This window comes from Rudanella paleaurantiibacter (assembly GCF_009184635.1).
Classification (GTDB): Bacteria; Bacteroidota; Bacteroidia; order Cytophagales; family Spirosomataceae; genus Rudanella; species Rudanella paleaurantiibacter.
In genome coordinates, this window is record NZ_WELI01000001.1 from 494,021 (window position 1) to 513,449 (window position 19,429).

The 19,429-nt window shown below is 52.8% G+C and carries 17 protein-coding genes; 11 read left to right on the top strand and 6 right to left on the bottom strand.

The features are described from left to right. Positions 1-4 precede the first annotated feature (4 nt). Positions 5-1,192 carry a hypothetical protein gene (locus F5984_RS02145; protein ID WP_152122351.1) on the top strand — a complete coding sequence of 396 codons (1,188 nt, stop codon included), beginning with the start codon at positions 5-7 and terminating at the stop codon, positions 1,190-1,192. A gap of 147 nt (positions 1,193-1,339) precedes the next feature. Here F5984_RS02145 and F5984_RS02150 read toward each other — a convergent pair whose 3' ends face one another. Together F5984_RS02150 and pth are read right to left on the bottom strand one after the other, a co-directional pair. Then, the gene (locus F5984_RS02150) at positions 1,340-1,780 is read right to left on the bottom strand and encodes a hypothetical protein (protein ID WP_152122353.1); all 441 of its coding nucleotides are present in this window, start codon (positions 1,778-1,780) and stop codon (positions 1,340-1,342) included. Between the two features lie 240 nt (positions 1,781-2,020). After that, positions 2,021-2,581 carry an aminoacyl-tRNA hydrolase gene (pth, locus tag F5984_RS02155; protein WP_152122355.1) on the bottom strand — a complete coding sequence of 187 codons (561 nt, stop codon included), beginning with the start codon at positions 2,579-2,581 and terminating at the stop codon, positions 2,021-2,023. A gap of 204 nt (positions 2,582-2,785) precedes the next feature. Between pth and pyrR the strand changes: the two genes are divergently transcribed. From pyrR to F5984_RS02170, 3 genes are all read left to right on the top strand, one after another. Beyond that, positions 2,786-3,334: a bifunctional pyr operon transcriptional regulator/uracil phosphoribosyltransferase PyrR gene (gene pyrR, locus F5984_RS02160; protein ID WP_152122357.1), complete on the top strand. Its 549-nt coding sequence runs from the start codon at positions 2,786-2,788 to the stop codon at positions 3,332-3,334. A 43-nt stretch (positions 3,335-3,377) separates the two neighbouring features. Then, positions 3,378-4,220: a formate dehydrogenase accessory sulfurtransferase FdhD gene (fdhD, locus tag F5984_RS02165; protein ID WP_152122359.1), complete on the top strand. Its 843-nt coding sequence runs from the start codon at positions 3,378-3,380 to the stop codon at positions 4,218-4,220. A gap of 64 nt (positions 4,221-4,284) precedes the next feature. Beyond that, positions 4,285-6,597: an FdhF/YdeP family oxidoreductase gene (locus F5984_RS02170; protein ID WP_152122362.1), complete on the top strand. Its 2,313-nt coding sequence runs from the start codon at positions 4,285-4,287 to the stop codon at positions 6,595-6,597. Positions 6,598-6,648: 51 nt separating this feature from the next. Here the strand turns inward: F5984_RS02170 and F5984_RS02175 are convergent, their stop codons facing one another. Together F5984_RS02175 and F5984_RS02180 are read right to left on the bottom strand one after the other, a co-directional pair. Continuing rightward, positions 6,649-7,239, bottom strand: a complete 591-nt coding sequence (locus F5984_RS02175; RefSeq protein WP_152122364.1) for a hypothetical protein — start codon at positions 7,237-7,239, stop codon at positions 6,649-6,651. A 125-nt stretch (positions 7,240-7,364) separates the two neighbouring features. Next, on the bottom strand, positions 7,365-7,814 hold the full coding sequence (locus F5984_RS02180; protein ID WP_152122366.1) for a DinB family protein: 450 nt from the start codon (positions 7,812-7,814) through the stop codon (positions 7,365-7,367). Between the two features lie 353 nt (positions 7,815-8,167). Here F5984_RS02180 and F5984_RS02185 point away from each other — a divergent pair, with 353 nt between their 5' ends. The 4 genes from F5984_RS02185 to hemL all read left to right on the top strand — a co-directional run bounded on the left by F5984_RS02185 (position 8,168) and on the right by hemL (position 15,324). Further along, on the top strand, positions 8,168-9,850 hold the full coding sequence (locus F5984_RS02185; protein ID WP_152122368.1) for a CTP synthase: 1,683 nt from the start codon (positions 8,168-8,170) through the stop codon (positions 9,848-9,850). A gap of 363 nt (positions 9,851-10,213) precedes the next feature. Next, positions 10,214-12,067 (top strand): membrane protein insertase YidC, encoded by a 1,854-nt coding sequence (gene yidC, locus F5984_RS02190; RefSeq protein WP_152122370.1) that lies wholly within the window; start codon positions 10,214-10,216, stop codon positions 12,065-12,067. A gap of 151 nt (positions 12,068-12,218) precedes the next feature. Beyond that, positions 12,219-13,943, top strand: coding sequence for an ABC transporter substrate-binding protein (locus F5984_RS02195; RefSeq protein ID WP_246168772.1), 1,725 nt, complete (start codon positions 12,219-12,221; stop codon positions 13,941-13,943). 91 nt (positions 13,944-14,034) lie between these two features. Beyond that, positions 14,035-15,324 (top strand): glutamate-1-semialdehyde 2,1-aminomutase, encoded by a 1,290-nt coding sequence (gene hemL / locus F5984_RS02200; protein ID WP_152122372.1) that lies wholly within the window; start codon positions 14,035-14,037, stop codon positions 15,322-15,324. Positions 15,325-15,405: 81 nt separating this feature from the next. Here the strand turns inward: hemL and F5984_RS02205 are convergent, their stop codons facing one another. Continuing rightward, positions 15,406-15,795: a GxxExxY protein gene (locus F5984_RS02205; RefSeq protein ID WP_152122374.1), complete on the bottom strand. Its 390-nt coding sequence runs from the start codon at positions 15,793-15,795 to the stop codon at positions 15,406-15,408. A gap of 158 nt (positions 15,796-15,953) precedes the next feature. On the opposite strand from F5984_RS02205, the gene F5984_RS02210 reads away from it, so the two are divergent. Both F5984_RS02210 and F5984_RS02215 read left to right on the top strand, forming a co-directional pair. Next, a complete protein-coding gene (locus F5984_RS02210) occupies positions 15,954-16,961 on the top strand; it encodes a glycosyltransferase (RefSeq protein ID WP_152122377.1) in 1,008 nt (335 codons plus the stop codon). A gap of 319 nt (positions 16,962-17,280) precedes the next feature. Continuing rightward, positions 17,281-17,571, top strand: coding sequence for a hypothetical protein (locus F5984_RS02215; RefSeq protein WP_246168773.1), 291 nt, complete (start codon positions 17,281-17,283; stop codon positions 17,569-17,571). Between the two features lie 95 nt (positions 17,572-17,666). Here the strand turns inward: F5984_RS02215 and F5984_RS26490 are convergent, their stop codons facing one another. Beyond that, positions 17,667-17,822, bottom strand: coding sequence for a hypothetical protein (locus tag F5984_RS26490; RefSeq protein WP_169578031.1), 156 nt, complete (start codon positions 17,820-17,822; stop codon positions 17,667-17,669). Positions 17,823-18,026: 204 nt separating this feature from the next. Here F5984_RS26490 and hisS point away from each other — a divergent pair, with 204 nt between their 5' ends. Continuing rightward, complete coding sequence (hisS, locus tag F5984_RS02220; RefSeq protein WP_152122381.1) at positions 18,027-19,391, top strand: histidine--tRNA ligase; 1,365 nt, start codon at positions 18,027-18,029, stop codon at positions 19,389-19,391. The last annotated feature ends 38 nt before the right edge of the window (positions 19,392-19,429 follow it).

Below are 19,429 nucleotides of genomic sequence, written 5' to 3' on the forward strand. Positions count from 1 at the left end.
ACTATTGAAAGCATACAACCCCCAACACGTTCGTAACCGTCTGGTACGCCAACAGGCCGAACGCTGGCAACGCGAAGGGCTCCTGAAGCCCGAACAACTGGCTGCTGTCCGGCAGGCCTATCCGGTATCGTTTCGGGAAAACAACGTTTTCTCGGAGATCGGAGCCTTTATTTTCACGGGTATTGCCGTAGGGGGTGCTTATGCCCTGATGATGCTTTTCCTGAGCGGCCTGGTCGATCAGGCTGATGCCTTCGGTCTGTTCAATGCGGTGGTGGGGGCTGGAGTGTTGCTGCTGGCCCGTTGGCTCATTGGCCGGTATCATTTTTACCGGAGCGGCCCCGACAATGCCCTGATTGTGATGGGGGCAGCTTTTTTGCTGGCCGCCCTCAATGTGGTGCTGCCGGGCGATGTTCCCTTTTGGCTACGGTGTTTGCTGGCCGTGCCACTTTTATTGGGCTTTGTGTGGTATTACGGCGATGTGATTCTACTATTTATTGCCCTGCTGGCGTTTTACGGGGCTATGTTCGCGGGGTTGCTTGAGTTTCCGTGGGGCCGGTTGGCCTTGCCGTTTGTGCTGATGGCGGTTTCGGGTGCGCTGTGGTTTGTGCTGCGTCGGCTCAAACGCGCTATTCCGAACTCCGATTACTACGCTGACGCGTTTGGCATTGCCGATTGGGTATTGTTAGGAGTATTGGCTGCTGCCGGGAATTACTTTGTGGTGCGCGAGCTGAATGGCTTACTCGCCGATCCGGTGCCGGGTGTTTATGGCGATACTGAAGCTCCTCCTGTTCGGTGGGGCGCGTTGTTTTGGGGCTTGACCTTCTTTTTTCCGGGGCTTTACGCTTGGCTAGGTATCCAGCAGAAAAACCGGCTCCTGATTATTCTGTCAATTCTGGGTATAGCAGCCGCCGTCAGTACGGTTCGGTATTATTATCCGGTGGGGCCGTTGTCAATTTACCTGACCCTAATTGGCCTTGTGATGATAGCGGTAGCCGTATGGCTGATTCGGTATCTGCGGCAGCCACGCCGGGGTTTCACCGATGTACCGGATGAAGAATCGCCCCGGCAGTTTTTCCTGAACGCCGAGACGTTGAGCCTTATTTCAACAACCGGGGCTACGCTCGACCGGCAACCCGACCTGCGCTACGGCGGTGGTGAATTTGGTGGGGGCGGGGCTGGTAAAAATTACTAGAAATAGGATATAAAAAAGATAAGGCCACCTGATCGTGCAGATGGCCTTATACTGACTATTCCTAAACCCTTAACCTTTTCTACATGAAAAACTAACTTTTACCCTTTTCTGTTCCAGAAACCTGACAAAATTGGTAGATAATTTAATCTACTCAGCGTCAGGAGTTTTGCTGGCTTCGGCTTCTACATTCCACAGCAGATTAATCATCCGTGCAGTTTGGTTTGCCTGATTAGCCCAACGGGTCACCTCCAGGTTTCCGTTGCTCTTAGCTAATTCGTTACTCAGTTGAACGTTTGCTTCGTTGAACTTTTTACGGCTTGCTTCGTCGAGAGACAGAACAGCAACCGGGTTCTGATTATACAACGAGACTACGCTCATAAAGTTTTGCCAGCTCGACTTTTTCGTGAAATTGTTCAGCTTTTGCTCCACAAAAAGAGCGAATTGCTTTTCAGAACCATTTACGAGTAGTGCGTTTGCCGGCTTAGTTGAAGCCGGGCTATCATCAAATATGGTGGTAGCCGCGCTTGACTCACTAATCATTAATCCTAATCCAAGAATCAATGATGCAAAGGTAACACGCGATTTCATTGTTTTGTTCTATTTTGGTTTCGTATTGAGAACACACAAATGTCCCTCGAAGTTTTCATTTTGCAAAAACTGCATGTGCTCAATACGGAATAATATTCTGAATAATATCCTGCAAATCGGCGTTTATCTTAATTGACTCGCTGTTAGAAACTTAAAGGCAAAATTTTATTTTACTTCAGACTTAGTTCATATGGAGAAAATAATATTTTGCGAAAAATGAAAATTCTTTATAAAGTTATATCATTGGTTAAAATTATTCATGGCTTGTTGTATGCCCATAGTACAAAAACTGAGCACGGCATCGGTTGTTTTGTCAAGGACGGTCGGCAATTGGTCTAATTCATCGTCGGGAAATTGCCCCAGCACGTAATCAACCTGTCGACCTTTCGAATAATTATTTCCGATTCCGAACCGCAATCGGGCGTATTCCTGCGTGGCCAGCACCTCATCAATATGGCGCAGACCGTTGTGCCCCCCGGCCGAACCTTTCGGTTTCATGCGCAGCTTGCCAAACGGAAGGTCTTTGTCGTCGGTAATGACAAGCAGATTCTCGACCGGGATATTTTCGCTCTTCAGGTAATACTGTACGGCCTTGCCGCTCAGGTTCATATACGTGGTTGGCTTGATGAAAAACAGCTGTTTTCCTTTGTAAGACCATTTGGCGGTGTAGGCCAGACGAGTCATCGAAAAACTAAACCCGTGTTGGGCAGCCATACGGTCGAGCACCATAAAACCAGCGTTATGACGGGTAAGCGCGTATTCGGGGCCAATATTGCCCAGACCAACAATCAGAAATTTCATAGGTATGTAGTTGGGAAATGGTTCATAGTTTTTGGTTTATTGTTTTTAGTTGCGTCGTGCAGTTCAAGCTGTAGGCTGAAAACTGTAAACAATAAACTAAAAACGATAAACGCTGAACTGTATCTGGCCGCAAAGTTCGTGTTTTCTGTCCTATCCAAAAGGGGCTGATGAGAAATGACCAACGACTATGCCTAACTTTACCCAATGAAACGCCTAATCCTGAGTAGCCCATTACTCGAAATCGTTATTAGCCGTCTGTGTCAGGAGCTGATTGAGCGCCATCAGGACTTTACCGATACCGTACTGATGGGTATGCAGCCGCGGGGCATCTATTTTGCCGAACGTGTAGCCCGCGAACTCAACCGAGCCCTCGGACGTACCTCGGCCCAAACGGGTGTGCCGCTTGGGTATCTTGACGCGACGTTTTACCGCGACGATTTTCGTCGGCGGGATAGCCCCCTGCGGCCCAACACCACCCACGTGCCGTTTTTAATCGAGGGTAAAAAAGTGATCCTGATCGATGATGTGCTGGCTACCGGCCGCATGGTTCGGGCCGCTCTCGATGCCATGACCGCGTTTGGGCGGCCCCGCAAAGTGGAGCTGCTGGTGCTGATCGACCGGCGCTACAACCGCGACTTGCCCGTGCGTGCCGATTATACCGGTATGCGCGTAAACACTCTCGAATCACAGCGTGTTTTGGTTGAATGGACCGAGCAGGGCTCTGAAGCCGACCGAATCTGGTTGATGGATTAACCCGCCTGCGCTGTCCCGCTTTACCATTGGACGTTACTGCCTTATGCCATCCGTAGCTCCCGTTTCTATTCAGCGAATCCGGGCGGCTGTACGCAGCGACCAGCCCGACTTGCTGGCGGTGGAGGAACCCCTCGAAATTCGGTTGGGCTATGGCCCCGTAGCCGACCGGCAGCAGCGTACCCTCGCCGTAACCATGCGCACACCCGGCCACGATCCCGAATTGGCCCTGGGGTATTTGCTGGGTGAGGGCCTGATTCGGCACCGGTCCGATGTGCTCTCGTGCCGTCATTGCGTGCAGGACGCCCACAAAGAAGGGAACGTACTGCGCATTGAGCTGGCCCCGACCGTTGCGCTCGACTGGGCCACCCTCGACCGATTCAGCTACGTATCGGCAAGCTGCGGGCTCTGCGGTAAATCGACCATCGACGGTATTCGCCAACGGGGTGTGGAGCCGCTGGGGGCTGGTTTTACATTGGCGGCTTCGGTTATACCAACCCTTTCCGAAAAAATACGTCCGTTCCAAACCGCGTTTCGGCACACGGGCGGTATTCATGCGTCGGCACTTTTCACGGCTGAGGGGGCGGTGGTGCGGGTGCGCGAAGATATTGGCCGACATAATGCGCTCGACAAAGTGATTGGCGCAACCTGGCTCGAAGAAGGCGGTGCACTGTCGGGCTATGGCCTGTTTTTGAGCGGACGCATCAGTTTTGAGTTGGTGCAGAAAGCCTGGATGGCCGGTATCCCGCTTATTGTGGCTGTCGGGGCTCCGTCGAGCCTGGCGGTAGAGCTGGCCCGCGAAGCCAACCTGACACTGATTGGATTTGCCCGAAACGACGGCTTCAACATCTACACAAGCCCCGAGCGGGTTTGTACCGATACGTACTGATAAACCCGTTACGCTCACCCGACGCCCCCGGACTATTCAAATCGACTTTTTCAACGTTCTACCCATGTCTGTACCTCCCGAAGAGCTAAGCGGCCAACTCGAAGTTCGCCAACCCCAAACCGAAGCCGCCGGTATTACGGCGGTTATCAAATCGGTCGAGCATGTGTTTAGCCGTACCGATTTAGGACGCGGCTGGACGGCCCTCTATAAGGTTAATCAAACGGATGGGTACGACTGCCCCTCGTGCGCCTGGCCCGATCCTGACCACGGCCGCTCGGCTATTGCGGAGTATTGCGAGAACGGTGCTAAAGCGATTGCCGATGAGGTAATGACCCGGCACACGGCCTCGCCGGTACTGTTTCAGCGGTATTCGGTGGCCGATTTGTTGCAAAAAACAGATCACTGGCTGGGGCAGCAGGGGCGGCTGACGCACCCGATGGTGCTGCGGACGGCGGGTAAATCGGCCGCACCCCACGCGTTGCACTACGAGCCTATCAGCTGGGACGAGGCTTTCGATCTGATTGCTACGGAACTGAAAGCCCTGCCTTCGCCCGACGAAGCGATTTTCTACACCTCCGGCCGTACAGCCAACGAAACGGCCTTTTTGTATCAGTTGCTGGTGCGGATGTACGGCACCAACAACCTGCCCGATTGCTCGAATATGTGCCACGAGTCGACGGGAGTGGCTCTGGGCGAAACCATTGGCTTGGGCAAGGCATCGATTGTGTACGACGATTTTGCTAAGGCGGAGGTGATTATCATTATGGGGCAAAACCCCGGCACCAATGCCCCCCGGATGCTGACCGCCCTCGAAGAAGCCAAACGCAACGGAGCCCAGATTGTCGCTGTGAATCCGTTGGTCGAAACGGGTCTGCTGGCGTTCAAACACCCGCAAAAAGTACGCGATGTAGTGCTGGGCGGGCAAACCCTCACCGACCTGTATCTGCAAATTCGGATCAATACCGACTTAGCTCTGATGAAGGCCGTGTGCAAACTGCTGTTGCAGGAAGAAACCAAACATCTAGGCCGGGTGCTTGACCGGGCGTTTATCGACGCACACACGGCGGGCTACGATGCATTTGTACAGGCGCTGAATGGCTACGAACTCGACGACCTCATCCGGCAAACCGGCCTGGCCATTGAGCAGGTAATGACTCTGGTCGAGGCTATTCGGTTCAAAAAGCGAATCATTATCTGTTGGGCTATGGGCCTGACCCAGCACAAAAATGCCGTCGAGACCATCCGTGAGGTAATCAACCTGTTGCTGCTCAAAGGCAGTATCGGGATTGAAGGCGGTGGCGTGGCCCCGATTCGTGGACACAGTAACGTACAGGGCGACCGCACGATGGGTATTTACGAAAAGCCCAAGCCGCAATTTCTCGATGCTCTGGAGCGGGTGTTTGGGTTTACGGCCCCGCGCAAACCGGGTTACGATGTGGTGGCGGCCGTGAAAGCCATGCACGAAGGTCGGGCGAAGGTGTTTTTTGGGATGGGGGGCAATTTTGCTTTGGCCACCTCAGACACGAATTACTGCGCCGAAGCCCTTCAGAAATGCCGACTGACGGTGCATGTATCTACGAAACTAAACCGGAGCCACCTGACGCACGGTCAAACGGCTCTGATATTGCCTTGTTTGGGGCATTCCGATATCGATCGGCAGGCGTCGGGTGAGCAGTTTGTAACGATGGAAAACACAACCGGCGTGGTGCAAATGTCAAAAGGGGTGGTAGAGCCTATCTCAAATCTGATGCTCAGCGAGCCCGCTATTGTGGCAGGTATTGGTAAACGACTGCGGCCTAATTTCGACTGGGATGCGTGCGTGTCAAACTACGATACCATCCGCGACCTGATTGCCGAAACCATTGAGGGCTGTGCCGACTACAACGCCAAAGTGCGGCATAGGGGTGGCTTTTACCTGCCCAACGGCCCCCGTAAACGCCAGTTTACAACCCCCGACGGCAAGGCGCATTTTACGGTCAATACGCCCATTGTCCACACGCTACGCCCCGGCGAGCTGTTGCTGATGACGGTCCGTAGCCACGATCAGTTCAATACCACGGTGTACGGCAACGACGACCGCTACCGGGGTATTTACAACGAACGGCGAGTGCTGTTTATGCACCCTAACGACATAGCTGAGCAGGGTTTGCGAGACCGGCAGGTTGTGGACCTGCATAGTCATTATGCCGGTACCGACGGGGTGGTTCAGCAGCGAACGGCGCACCGGTTCATCGTGGTGTCGTATGATATTCCACGCGGTAATGTGGCGGCTTACTTCCCCGAAACCAATGTGCTTGTTCCTATCGACAGCATCGCTGATAAAAGCCACACGCCCACATCCAAGTCCATTGTGATTACGGTAACACCTTCTTTATGAGATGGCTATGAAAACCTGTAAGGTCTTGGAGACCTTACAGGTTTGGGTTACTTACTTAGCTGGGGGTGTAATCATAATGTGTGCCCGGTAGGTGCCGGCATCCATAATCCAGGGCATACCCGGCACTTCAGCTTTGGTGGGTAGACCGGTGCTTTGGGCTGTAGCATTGGCAATGTAAACCACGTAACGCAGGTTGCCATCGGTCACGGTGCCGGTGGTGGCATCGTACCGTTCCGAGGGGGCCGAGAACACAAACAACGTAGCCGGTTGCTTGGGCATCTTAAACTTTCCCGCTTTGGCGTCTTTGTCGCGTTGCTCATTCATTTCGGGGCCTTTTTTTCCTTCCATCCGCAGCTTACGGCCCCAGGCCATAAACGGTTCGAGCGATTCGTGGTAGCAGGCCGCGCTGAAGCCTTTCTGGTTGGGGTCGTCGGTGAGGCAAACCAGGTCGTTGGTGCCTTTGCGCAGGGTGATATACTTGCCGTCGGTGTCGTAGCCAATCACGGTAGCCCCGTCTTTTTTGTCGGTCGGAGCCGCTAACACGGCCGTTTTAATCTGAATATCGGGTGCCGGAATAACCGTTTGGGCCAAGGCCGGAGCCGCCAGCAAACTGAGCGAAGCCAGAAATAAGGAGGGTTTCATACTGAATAGGAATAGAATTGACTGATTGAAAATACGATTGGTCCAAAGATAACCGGATTTTTCATCTCGGTGGCTTCGGGAAATGAGTACGCAGGTGAGCTGATTGGAACATAAATATGGGTGTCTTACACCCCCTCTACCAGCCGACGATGGTAGTTGATTTGCCCGAGATGATAGCTTAAGTGGGTAGCCAGATGCACAAGAAAGTATTCGGTCGATGTCTTTTCGCCCAGGACCAGCAACGGGTATTCGTCTGCTAAACGAGCCGGGTCGACGTTGGCGAGCGTTCGTTCAATTACCTCGATTGTCTGGTCAAGCTGTTGGATGAGTTCAGTCCGGGGCACATCCCGGCGTGAAAATTCCAGGTCGCGGTGACGTATATAGCCGGTTTGTCCCAGTTCGGCCCCGATGTATGTATTTAGGTTCCCAACCAGATGCAGGCTAAGGTTACCGGCCGAATTGCTAATACCCGGCAGAACGGCCCAGATGTTGGCTTCGTGCCGGTACAGGCTCAACTCGGTGCGAACCCGGTTTAGATCGCGGATGAAAAGATCGGTGAGTGTTTTGAGAATCATGGGCGTTAGTAAGCGTACGTTTCGGTTTGAGAAGGTACTCGGCAACGGGTTACTTGTTGTGGCAGCGGTGCGGTATGGTGGCGCGAAAGGGGCCGATACAGCCCGGTAAAGGTACGCTGAAAGGGAAACGCAGCGCCGTCGGTAACTCAATTTGCGGTAAATGGATCTGTGTCGAATGGTTTCTAAACGGACCAGGAAAGCGGATGAGCTGAAAAAAATAATGCGCTCCTTAACTCACACGCCATCAACTGAATGCCCCCCTTTGGCTAACTTTTTTACCGAAGGACCTGCGCCTTTCCCCTAAACTTTCCGTACTTTTACATCCCGTAACGACACAAACGTACTATACAGACATGGCGGCTACGGGGCAAAAATCCGCAAAATACATCTTCGTGACGGGCGGGGTCACTTCATCACTTGGCAAGGGCATCATAGCCTCTTCACTGGCCAAATTATTGCAGTCGCGGGGGCTGACGGTTACGATTCAAAAGTTCGATCCGTACATCAACATCGACCCCGGCACACTCAATCCTTACGAACATGGCGAGTGCTACGTTACCGACGACGGGGCCGAAACGGACCTTGATCTGGGGCACTACGAGCGGTTTCTGAACCGGCCAACTTCGCAGGCTAACAACATCACAACCGGCCGGATTTACAACAACGTAATCACCCGCGAACGCCGGGGCGATTTTCTGGGTAAAACCGTGCAGGTGGTGCCACATATCACCGACGAAATCAAGCGCAACATCCGGCTCCTGGGCGATACGGGCGAGTACGACATTGTAATCACCGAAATCGGCGGTTGCGTGGGCGATATTGAGTCGTTGCCGTTTGTAGAAGCCGTTCGGCAGCTCAAATTTGAGCTGGGCGAGAAAGATACCCTCGTGATTCACCTGACGCTCATTCCGTATCTACAGTCGGCGGGTGAGCTGAAAACCAAACCGACGCAGCACTCAGTGCGTCAGTTGCTCGAAACCGGGGTACAACCCGACATTATCGTGTGCCGGACCGAACATCCGTTGCCCCCGGAGATTCGGCGGAAAATTGCCCTGTTCTGTAACGTGCAGGTTAACTCGGTGATTGAGGCCATCGACGCCGAAACGATTTACGACGTGCCGCTGCTGATGCGGAAAGAAAAACTCGATCAGCGGGCGCTGTACATGCTCGATCTGTACAACGATCAGGATGCCGACCTGGATGCCTGGAAGGCGTTTCTGGGGCGGCTCAAAAACCCGACCGATACCGTTACGATTGGTCTGGTGGGCAAATACGTGGAACTACACGATGCCTATAAGTCTATTGCCGAGTCGTTTATTCATGCCGGTGCGGCCAATGAGTGCAAAGTCAAAATCGAGTGGATTCAGTCAGAAACCCTTGTCGATGTCGACTATTGCGCCCACACGCTGAGTCAGCTCGACGGGATTCTGGTAGCGCCCGGCTTCGGTGAGCGGGGTATCGAGGGGAAAATCAACGCTGTGCGGTACGCCCGCGAAAACGGGGTGCCTTTCTTCGGAATCTGCCTTGGCATGCAGATGGCCGTAATCGAGTACGCCCGCAACGTGCTGCACATTGACGATGCCCACTCGTCGGAGATGGAGCCTGACACCAAGAACCCCGTGATTGGGCTCATGGAAGACCAGAAAGACGTGACGAACAAGGGTGGTACTATGCGGCTTGGTGCGTACGACTGTAAAATCAAGAAAGACTCGCTGGCCTACCGCGTGTACGGCAAAACGCTCATCAGCGAGCGCCACCGGCACCGGTACGAATTCAACAATGCGTACCTCGCAGCACTCGAAAAAGGTGGTATGCGGGCGTCGGGTATTAACCCCGATACAGGTCTGGTCGAGATTATCGAATTGCCGTCGCATCCCTGGTTTATGGGTGTGCAGTTTCACCCCGAGCTGAAAAGTACGGTAATGAGCCCCCAGCCAATTTTTGTGCATTTTGTGCGGGCGGCTCTGGCCCACGCCCAAAACCGGCGTTCGGGTACGATAACTCTGGCCGAAGAAACCGAAACACTGTCGAACTAAGCAACCAGCAGCGTGCTGTTGTTTATACCCTGTAATCCAAAGCCCCAACTGCTGGGGCTTTGGGCGTTTTGGGCCTTGCGGTGTCTTAGGGAGTGGGTCTTGGTTGATATTTATAGTTGTCTCAAAAGGGCTAACCCAACCCCTCAGGTGGTAAACCGGCACTGGCGCGGGTTTTTACAAGGGCTGGTGGGCCGCTTTGATGGACAGACGGTTTGGACACCCCGCCCGAAAGGCGTAATTTTGCGCAAAAAATGAGTTTACAGTTTACTGTCTACAGTTTTCAGTTGGCGATGCATCCGCGGTGTTTGTGTGTCAGCAACTGCAAACGGCAAAACGGCAAACTGAAAACTACAAACTCTCCAAATGGATCGTAATCAACTTATTGGTATTCTGCTGATTCTGGCGATGTTGGTCGGGTATCAGTTTCTGGTGCCAAAACCAGAGCAGACCGAACAGCCCGCTCAAACAACGAAAGTAACCAAGCCTTCTGCTTCATCGGCAACGTCGGCCGCCCGTCCCCAAACGCTCGACTCGGCCGCTGCCCGCGCGCTCTACGGCGATTTTGCCGGTGTGAGCACCGGTCAGGAACGCGATATTGTTCTCGAAAACAAAGACGTTAAAGTTACCTTTAGTACCCTCGGGGGCCGCGTGAAAGAGGTACTCCTGAAAAACTACAAGACATTTGATGGTAAGCCGTTGCTGCTGATCGATAGCCGCCGGAATCAGACGGTCCTTGAACTACCCACCAACCGGGGCAAAGTCGATCTGCACAAGCTGTACTACCAGACCGGGGCTCAGAGCGGTTCTGTGAACGGTGGGGCAACGCAGGTGGCGTTCCGGGCCGAGGTGGCACCGGGTCAGGCCGTGGAGCAGGTGTACAGCCTGCCGGCCGAAGGCTTCACCATTGATTACGACCTACGCCTGAACGGCCTCACCAACGTGGGTAACGGCGATGTGCGGTTTTTCTGGCAGGACCGGATGGAGCAGTTCGAAAACGACCTCAAAAACAACCGGTTGGCCGCTACGGTCAATTACCTGACGGCGGGCGAAGAGTTTGACCACCTGGCCGAAACCGAAAGCAGCGACGAGGTGACGGTGGAGGAGCCTGTGAAGTGGTTCTCTATCAAGCACAAGTATTTTCTGGCGAGCTTCATCACGAAAAACGCTCCACTCAACAAAGCCAACTTCCGGACCCTTGTTGACCCGGCCGACAGCCTGACCGTGAAAACGGCCGTAGCTGATGTATCGCTGCCGATGGCGGATCTGAAGAGTGGTAAAGGGCAGTACCGGTTCTACTACGGCCCCAACGATTTTCAGGTGATTAAAGAAGGCATCGCGCCCGAGTTCGACCGCAACGTGTACCTCGGCTACTCGATTCTGAAGCCTATTAACCAGTACTTCTTTGTGCCGGTATTCAACCTGCTCGAGAAGTTCATCAGCAACTACGGTATTCTGATTGTGTTGCTGGTGGTGTTTGTAAAACTGTTGCTCACGCCCCTGACGTACAAGTCGTACGTGAGCATGGCAAAAATGCGCGTATTGGCTCCTGAACTGGCTGAGATTCGGGAAAAAGTAGGCGACGATATGGCCAAGCAACAACAGGAGCAGATGAAGCTGTACCAACAGGTCGGTGTAAGCCCGTTGAGTGGCTGTGTGCCGGTGTTGGCTACTATGCCTATTCTGCTGGCCCTGTTCCAGTTGTTCCCGAACCTGATTGAGTTGCGCGGTAAGTCGTTTCTGTGGGCTCCTGACCTGTCGACCTACGATGCGTTCCTCCAGTTCCCGTTGGCTATTCCGTTCCTCGGCAACCACCTGAGCTTGTTTACGGTGCTGATGACGATCTCGTCGATTGCCTACGCGTACTACAACAACCAGACAACCCCGCAGCAGCCCGGCCCTGTAAACATGAAGGCGCTGAGCTACATTTTCCCGGTGATGTTTATGTTCGTGCTGAACTCGTTCCCGGCGGGTCTGACCTGGTACTACTTTGTATCGAATGTGGTGACCATTGCCCAGCAGCAGCTGATTCGGCGGTTTGTCGATGAAGACAAAATCCGGCTGGTGCTCGACGAGAACAAGAAGAAATTTGCGTCGGGTGAAGGCAAGAAATCGAAATTCCAGTCGTACATCCAGAAGCAACTGGCAGCCGCCGAAGAAGCCCGCAAGCAGGCTGAAGAGGCTCAGCGGAATCTGGAAAAACGCGGTAAGAAAAAGTAAAACTGGCGCGTTGGCCAATTCGAAAAGCGTACGTTGAGGCCCCGTACTCTAAAATAAAAGCAACGTCATTGACAGGCGTTGCTTTTATTTGTTCAGGAGATAAGTTCTTTGTTGAAGCAAAACCCATAAGTAACGTACTGGTTATAAAACAATGAAGGATGTTAGAAGGATAAAAAGCCCGGTACTACCCCTGATACTGGCTTTGTTGCTTACACACGCCAATCTGTGGGCGCAGCTTAACCCCGAGGTTGAGCGCCGATACCGGGCGGCTGTTAAAATGGTGCAGTTAGGCGATTACGAAAAAGCCAAAACAGAGTTGCAACCCATTATGCAGCGTGGCACGGCGCTGTCGCCGTTTGCGTACTATCACCACGCGATTGCCTCGTTTCGGCAGCGGAATTTTGGCGCTACGGTTCTCACGGTACGGCAGTTGCTCGATAAATTTCCTGACTGGCGCAAGAAAGAAGATGCCAACTATCTGCTGGCGTCTGCTCTGTTTGAAACCGGTAAACTCGATGAAGCTATTCAGACGGTTCGGAAAGCCAATACCCCTGAACTTCGCGCTGATGTTGACCAGCTGGAACGGCATTTCTATAGCCAGATTACCGACCTGAACCGGCTTAAAGTCTTACAACGGCAGTACCCCGATAACCGGAACCTGGGCCTGGCACTGGTTGAACTAATTCAGCAAAAATCGACCGATAAAAACGACCTCGAACTGTCCGACCGGCTTTCGAATCGGTTTGGCGTTCCCGCGCCCACGCCGGGGCAGTCGGCCGGGTCGGCTGCACCTGTCAGAGCCACGCCCACCCGTACAGGCAAGGCCAAAGGGTATTACAATGTGGCGGTTCTGTTTCCGTTTCGGGTAGATGGGTTCGATGCCGAAAAACGACTACGGGCCAATCAGTACGTGTACGATCTGTACGATGGCATGAAAATGGCGAAAGCCAAGCTGCAATCGGAAGGCGTAACCGTGAATCTGTTTGCCTACGATATTGACAACAACGAGGATAAGACCCTCGAATTACTCAACAACCCCACATTTGCCCAGACTGATCTGGTGTTTGGTCCGCTCTACGCCGAGCCTAACCGGCTGGTTCGCGATTTTACGAATCAGAACGGGCTTGTGCTGGTCAACCCGATTGCCACCAGTAGCGAGCTGGTGACCAATCAGCCCTCGGCGTTTCTGGCGCAGGCTTCGTTGGGGCAACAGGCCGAGCAGGCACTGGCGTTTGTAAAGTCGCTGGGGGTGCCTAAAAAAGTGGCCATTTATTACGGGGCCTCCCGTCGGGATTCAACTCTGGCGGCTACATACCAGACCGATGCCAAAAAAGCGGGCTATCAGGTTATGGAATTCCGAAAATTAACGGGTAACGGGGTGGCTATGGCGGCCGGTATGACCATTTCGGACGTGAATAAGCCGGGTCATGTGTTTTTCGTAAGTAGCAACGATGAGGATGGCTCGAACCTGTCCGATGCGCTGAGCCGACGGAAAGTAAGTAGCCCTTTGCTGGCTACAGCCTCGGCGTTTGACTTTTACAAAAGCTCCAGTGCAGTGTTTGCCCGGCGGGAAACGTACCTCATTTACCCTGAGTTTATTGACCCTGATCGCCCGGCTGCTGAGGAGTTTCAGAAAAAGTACCTCGCCGAGCGCAACATTATCCCATCGGTTTATGCCTGTCAGGGATACGATCAATTGCTATTCTTCGGGCGGCAGATTGCCCGCCGGGGGCTTCCGCTCAAAAACTGGGCAACTCTCCGCACTGAGCCCGGTGAAGATTATGTGATGTCGGGTTTCGACTACACCAAGAACAACGAAAATCAGATTGTCCCGATTGTTAAATACGTTGGGGGCCGGTTTACGAAAATTAATTAGCGTAGAGACGCAACATTTTGCGTCTCACTCTTGTGCAACCTATTGTTGAGCAGAGACGCAACATATTGCGTTTCTACGTAGAATACCCATTATGACTATCAGCGAACAACTTTTTGAACAGGCTAAGACCGTAATTCCGGGTGGGGTCAACTCACCGGTGCGGGCGTTTCGGGCCGTAGGTGGCCATCCGTTATTCATCAAGTCGGCAAAAGGGCCGTACATCTACGACGAAGACGACCGTCAGTATATAGAACTCATCAATTCCTGGGGCCCGATGGTGCTGGGGCATGCCTTCGAGCCGGTTGAGAAAGCCGTGCGCGATGCCATTGGTCATTCGTTCTCGTTCGGGGCTCCTACCCGTAAAGAGGTCGAAATGGCCGAACTGATTGTGTCGATGGTACCGTCGGTCGAGAAGGTTCGGATGGTAAATTCGGGTACAGAAGCCACCATGGCCGCTATTCGGGTGGCGCGTGGATTTACAGGCCGCGACAAGATCATCAAGTTTGAAGGGTGCTACCACGGCCACGGCGACTCGTTCCTGATTGCGGCTGGTAGTGGGGCCATGACCATGGGCACTCCCGACAGCCCCGGTGTGACCAAAGCCACCGCACTTGACACCCTTACGGCTCCCTACAACGATCTGGCTGCTGTTGAGGCTCTCATTGAGAACAACACCAACCAGATTGCGGCTCTGATTCTGGAGCCGGTGGTGGGTAATATGGGCTGCGTATTGCCCGAGCCAGGTTTCCTCGAAGGGCTACGTGAGCTGTGTACCAAGCATGAGATTGTCCTTATCTTCGATGAGGTGATGACTGGTTTCCGGTTGGCACCGGGCGGGGCGCAGCAGCGGTTTGGTATTACACCCGACCTGACCACGATGGGTAAAATCATCGGGGGTGGTATGCCCGTGGGTGCATACGGTGGTCGGGCCGACATCATGAATATGGTATCGCCAGCCGGGCCGGTGTATCAGGCCGGTACGCTCTCGGGCAACCCCATTGCTATGTCGGCGGGCTTGGCCATGTTGCACTACCTCAACGATCACCCCGAAGTGTACACGCGGCTGGATGAAATTGGTAATAAGCTGGCAACCGGCTTCCAGGCCAGCCTGACCAAGCTTGGGCTGCCGTACACGATCAATCAGATTGGGTCAATGTTTACGCAGTTTATGACCGATAAAACCGTGACGGACTTCGAAACGGCTAAAACCTGCGACGTTCCCCGGTTTGGCCGTTATTTCCACGCCATGCTGAAGCGGGGTGTTTATCTGGCCCCGTCGCAGTTCGAGAGTCTGTTTGTATCGGTAGCCCTTACCGACGAACTGATTGAGCAGGTTATCCAGGCCAATGAAGAAAGCCTGATAGAAGCAGCAGAGATGTAAATGGAACGCGGATGCCGCTGATCGGGCTGATGAACACGGATTTTGATTTCCGCTGAACCGTGTGGAATTTTGGAGGTTCAGCTAAAATAAATTCTTGTTCAGGTTTGAAAAGACTTTTCGCTTGAATTCGGGTTTAGGGCCAAAATTGAAAAGGAAGCCAAGTTCAATCGGTGTTGCTTTTAGGTAATTGATAAGCTGTGCTTCGTGCTCATTCGTGAGTGTCGACACAGCTTTCAATTCCAAAATGATTTCGTCATTGACCAGAATATCGGCAAAATATTCGCCCACTAACTCTTGTTCATAATACACGCTGATGGGAGCCTGACTAATGCAGACGAACCCCGATCGTTGAAGCTCAAGTATCAGGGCTTTTTCATAAACACGCTCCAGAAAGCCATAACCGAGAGCATTGTAGACTTTATAAAAACACCTAATAAGCTGATCGGTGGGTGTTTGCACAGCTATATTCATGCTTCTTGTGGGGTTGTTGTAGTGCAATAGTACAGAATAGTTTAATTGACTTACAAGTAGTTTTCGGTTACGGAGTAGCCTGTTGTTTAATCTATATCTGCGTAGATCTGTGCCATCTGTGTCATTCGCGTGCCATTTCTGATCCCGTTCTCCTTCCCATGTTATTCTCTGTCATCGTTCCCATCTACAACCGCCCCGACGAGTTACGTGAACTGTTGGACAGTCTGACCCAACAGACCCGGTTACCCGATGAGGTATTGGTGGTAGAAGACGGGTCGACGAATCGGTCGGATGGGGTGGTCGCCGAGTTTGCAGACCGCTTGCCGGTTCGGTATTTCTACAAACCGAACTCCGGTCAGGGGTTTGCCCGGAATTACGGGTTTGAGCGGGCCACGGGTGATTATTTCGTTATTTTCGACTCCGACGCCATCATTCCCCCGCATTACTTCGAAACGGTTGAAGCCCATCTGCAGAAAGACCCGCTCGATGCCTACGGTGGCCCCGATGCGGCCCACCCCGACTTTACCGATGTGCAGAAAGCTATCAGCTACTCGATGACATCGCCTTTCACGACGGGCGGGATTCGGGGAAGCAAAAAAAATCTGGGAGGTACGTTTCACCCACGTAGCTTCAACATGGGGCTGTCGCGCCGGGTTTGGGAGAAAATTGGAGGCTACAAAATCAGCCGAATGGGGGAGGACATTGAGTTTGCCATCCGAATTATCGAAACGGGTTTTCGGACGGGCCTTATCGCCGATGCCTTCATCTACCACAAACGGCGGACAAGTTTTCGGCAGTTTTTCCGGCAACTCCAGTTTTTCGGTCGGTCGCGGATCAATATCTCCCGGTTCTACCCCGCCGAGCTGAAACTGGTACATACATTTCCGGCTTTGTTTACCTTGTTTCTGGTCTCGGTTCCCGTGTGGGCGTTGGTGAGCCCGGTGCTCTTTGTTTGCGCCATCGCCTTTTTGGTTGTATATTCCGTACTGATAGGCATTGATGGAGCGCGGCAGGCGGGTAGCCTCAATGTGGGATTGCTTAGTGTAGTAGCGGCCTTTGTGCAACTTACGGGCTACGGCACCGGGTTCCTTCAGGAAGGCTGGAAGCGTTGGCGGGAACCCAAAGATTTTCGCGAGACAGGGGTGGATGTAGAATATCCCTCCTGATTTGGCAAGCAGTTTGTAGTTTTGAGTTTGTAAGTAGTAGAGCAGAATTAAATGTATAATGAACAGTGTAAAATGTACAACGAAAGGGCTGACTGTTAGCAGGTAACCTAATTACTCATTCTGCGTTTTACGTTGTATATTTACTTAAGTACTGAGTCAAAATGAAATGAACAATGTAAAATGAATAGTGAACCGATTGATAATCAATAGGACGAGCCATTATCCATTGTGCACTGTTCATTATACATTCCTTTAACATAAATAGGCAATGACAATCAGTGGCCCCGTAAAACCGCCCGGCAAGCGAGTGATAAAGCGAATGAGTACGCGCACCAAATGGCTGTTGCTATCGGTGGTGAGCTTACTCTTGATCGGGGCTGGCTTGTGTATTTTTAGTGAAGCAGCTCATCTCAAACACTCGGGGCAGCCTACGGGACAATGGGTATTGCTGGGGACGTACAGCCTCATCCTGATCAACGGCGGCTTATGTTTGCTGGGGCAGGCTATCCGGTTCCGGGTCATGATGGACACCCGCCGGATTGTACGCCGGGAAATCAAGAAAAAGGCCCGTTCGCTTCGCCCTAAGCGTAAGAGTCCGTCAGGTGCGTAGACATCTGTTTGAACCAGTCCCCGTTGTAGCACAAGCACAAAAAAGACGACCCCATTGAGGTCGTCTTTTTTGTGCTCGTATTGATTAAGAAGGGCTTACGCAGCTTTCTTCTCAGCAAATGAAGCCTTGATAGCCTCTACGTCCACGTTGCGGATTTCGGGCCGACGCAGCAATTCTTTGATCTTTGCCACCTTGTTGTTAGCGCGGGCCTTGTTCTTGCGGTCCTTACGCTTTAATTCCGTTACTGCCATGATCGCGTATAAATTATATTTTGTCAGTTTCTGAAAATAGAGCGCAAAAGTAAGCATTTTTTAGATAGCATGACAGCCTCCGGGGGATTTTGTTTGGTTATGAGGAAGGTAGGCCCTTCGGGAGTGCAAACGAAGTTGAGTCCTGTTGGCGTTTGAAGCCTTCTCTGGCCAAGGTAGGTAAGAATCCTGTTGTACCTTTGCGGCATGAAACCATCACTTGTCAAAGGAACACGCGACTTTGGGCCGGAGCAGATGAGCAAACGGCTGTTTATATTCGATACCATCCGGGCTACGTTCAAGCGATTCGGTTTTTTGCCGCTCGAAACCCCCGCTATGGAAAACCTGTCGACGCTGACAGGGAAGTACGGCGACGAGGGCGACCAACTGTTGTTTAAAATTCTGAATTCGGGCGATTTTGCGGCCTCGATTGCGCCCGAAGTACTCGCAACCGGCTCCAAAGCCGTGCTGCCTAAAATAGCCGAAAAAGGGCTTCGGTATGATCTTACGGTACCTTTTGCTCGCTACGTGGTGATGAACCGTCACGCGCTGGCACTGCCCTTCAAGCGGTATCAGATGCAGCCCGTATGGCGCGCCGACCGCCCGCAGAAAGGCCGCTACCGGGAGTTTTACCAGTGCGATGCCGATGTGGTGGGTACCGACTCGTTGCTCTGTGAGGCCGAAATTGTGCTGATGGTGCATGAGGTGATGCGAAACCTCGGTATTCAGAACTTCGCCCTGAAAGTAAACAACCGCAAGATTCTGACCGGTATTGCCGAGGCCATTGGCGCACCGGGTATGGAAGGTGCCCTGGCCGTAGCCATCGACAAGCTGGATAAAATTGGGCAGGAAAAAGTACTCGACGAGCTCCGCGACCGGGGCTTTGCCGAAAGTGCCATAACGGCCTTGCTGCCCATGTTTACCATGCAGGGCACCACCGAAGAAGTGCTGAATAAGCTCAAAAGCTGGCTCACCCAGTCCGAAACGGCTCAGAAAGGTATTGCCGAACTCGAAGAGACCCTTCGGTTGGTAGCGCAGTATGGTCTGGAAAATCCGCAAATCGAACTCGACGTGACCTTGGCGCGTGGGTTGTCATACTATACCGGGGCCATTTTTGAAGTAAAGGCACTGGGGGTTAGCATTGGTAGCATCAGTGGGGGAGGGCGTTATGATAACCTCACGAGTGCGTTCGGTACCTCGGAGCGGCTGTCGGGCGTGGGCATTTCGTTCGGTGTCGACCGGATCTACGACGTGATGGAAGAGCTAAGCCTCTTTCCTGCCGATGCCGGACAGGGCACAACCGTATTACTCGTGCCTTTCGATGCCGAGGGCCGTTCGGTGGCGTTGCCGCTGCTCAATGCGCTTCGTCGGGCTGGGGTATCTGCCGAAATGTACCCGGATTTGGCTAAGGTGAAGAAGATGCTCGATTATGCCAACGCCAAACGGATTCCGTACGTGGTCCTGATTGGGTCAGAAGAAGTGCAGACCGGTCAACTGGCCGTGAAAAATATGCTGACGGGTGAGCAACAGAAAATGACAGCAGAGGCTGTAATCTCGTTCGTGCAGGGATAATGCATCCCGACTCACTCTGTATGGCCCCTGAGGACTCA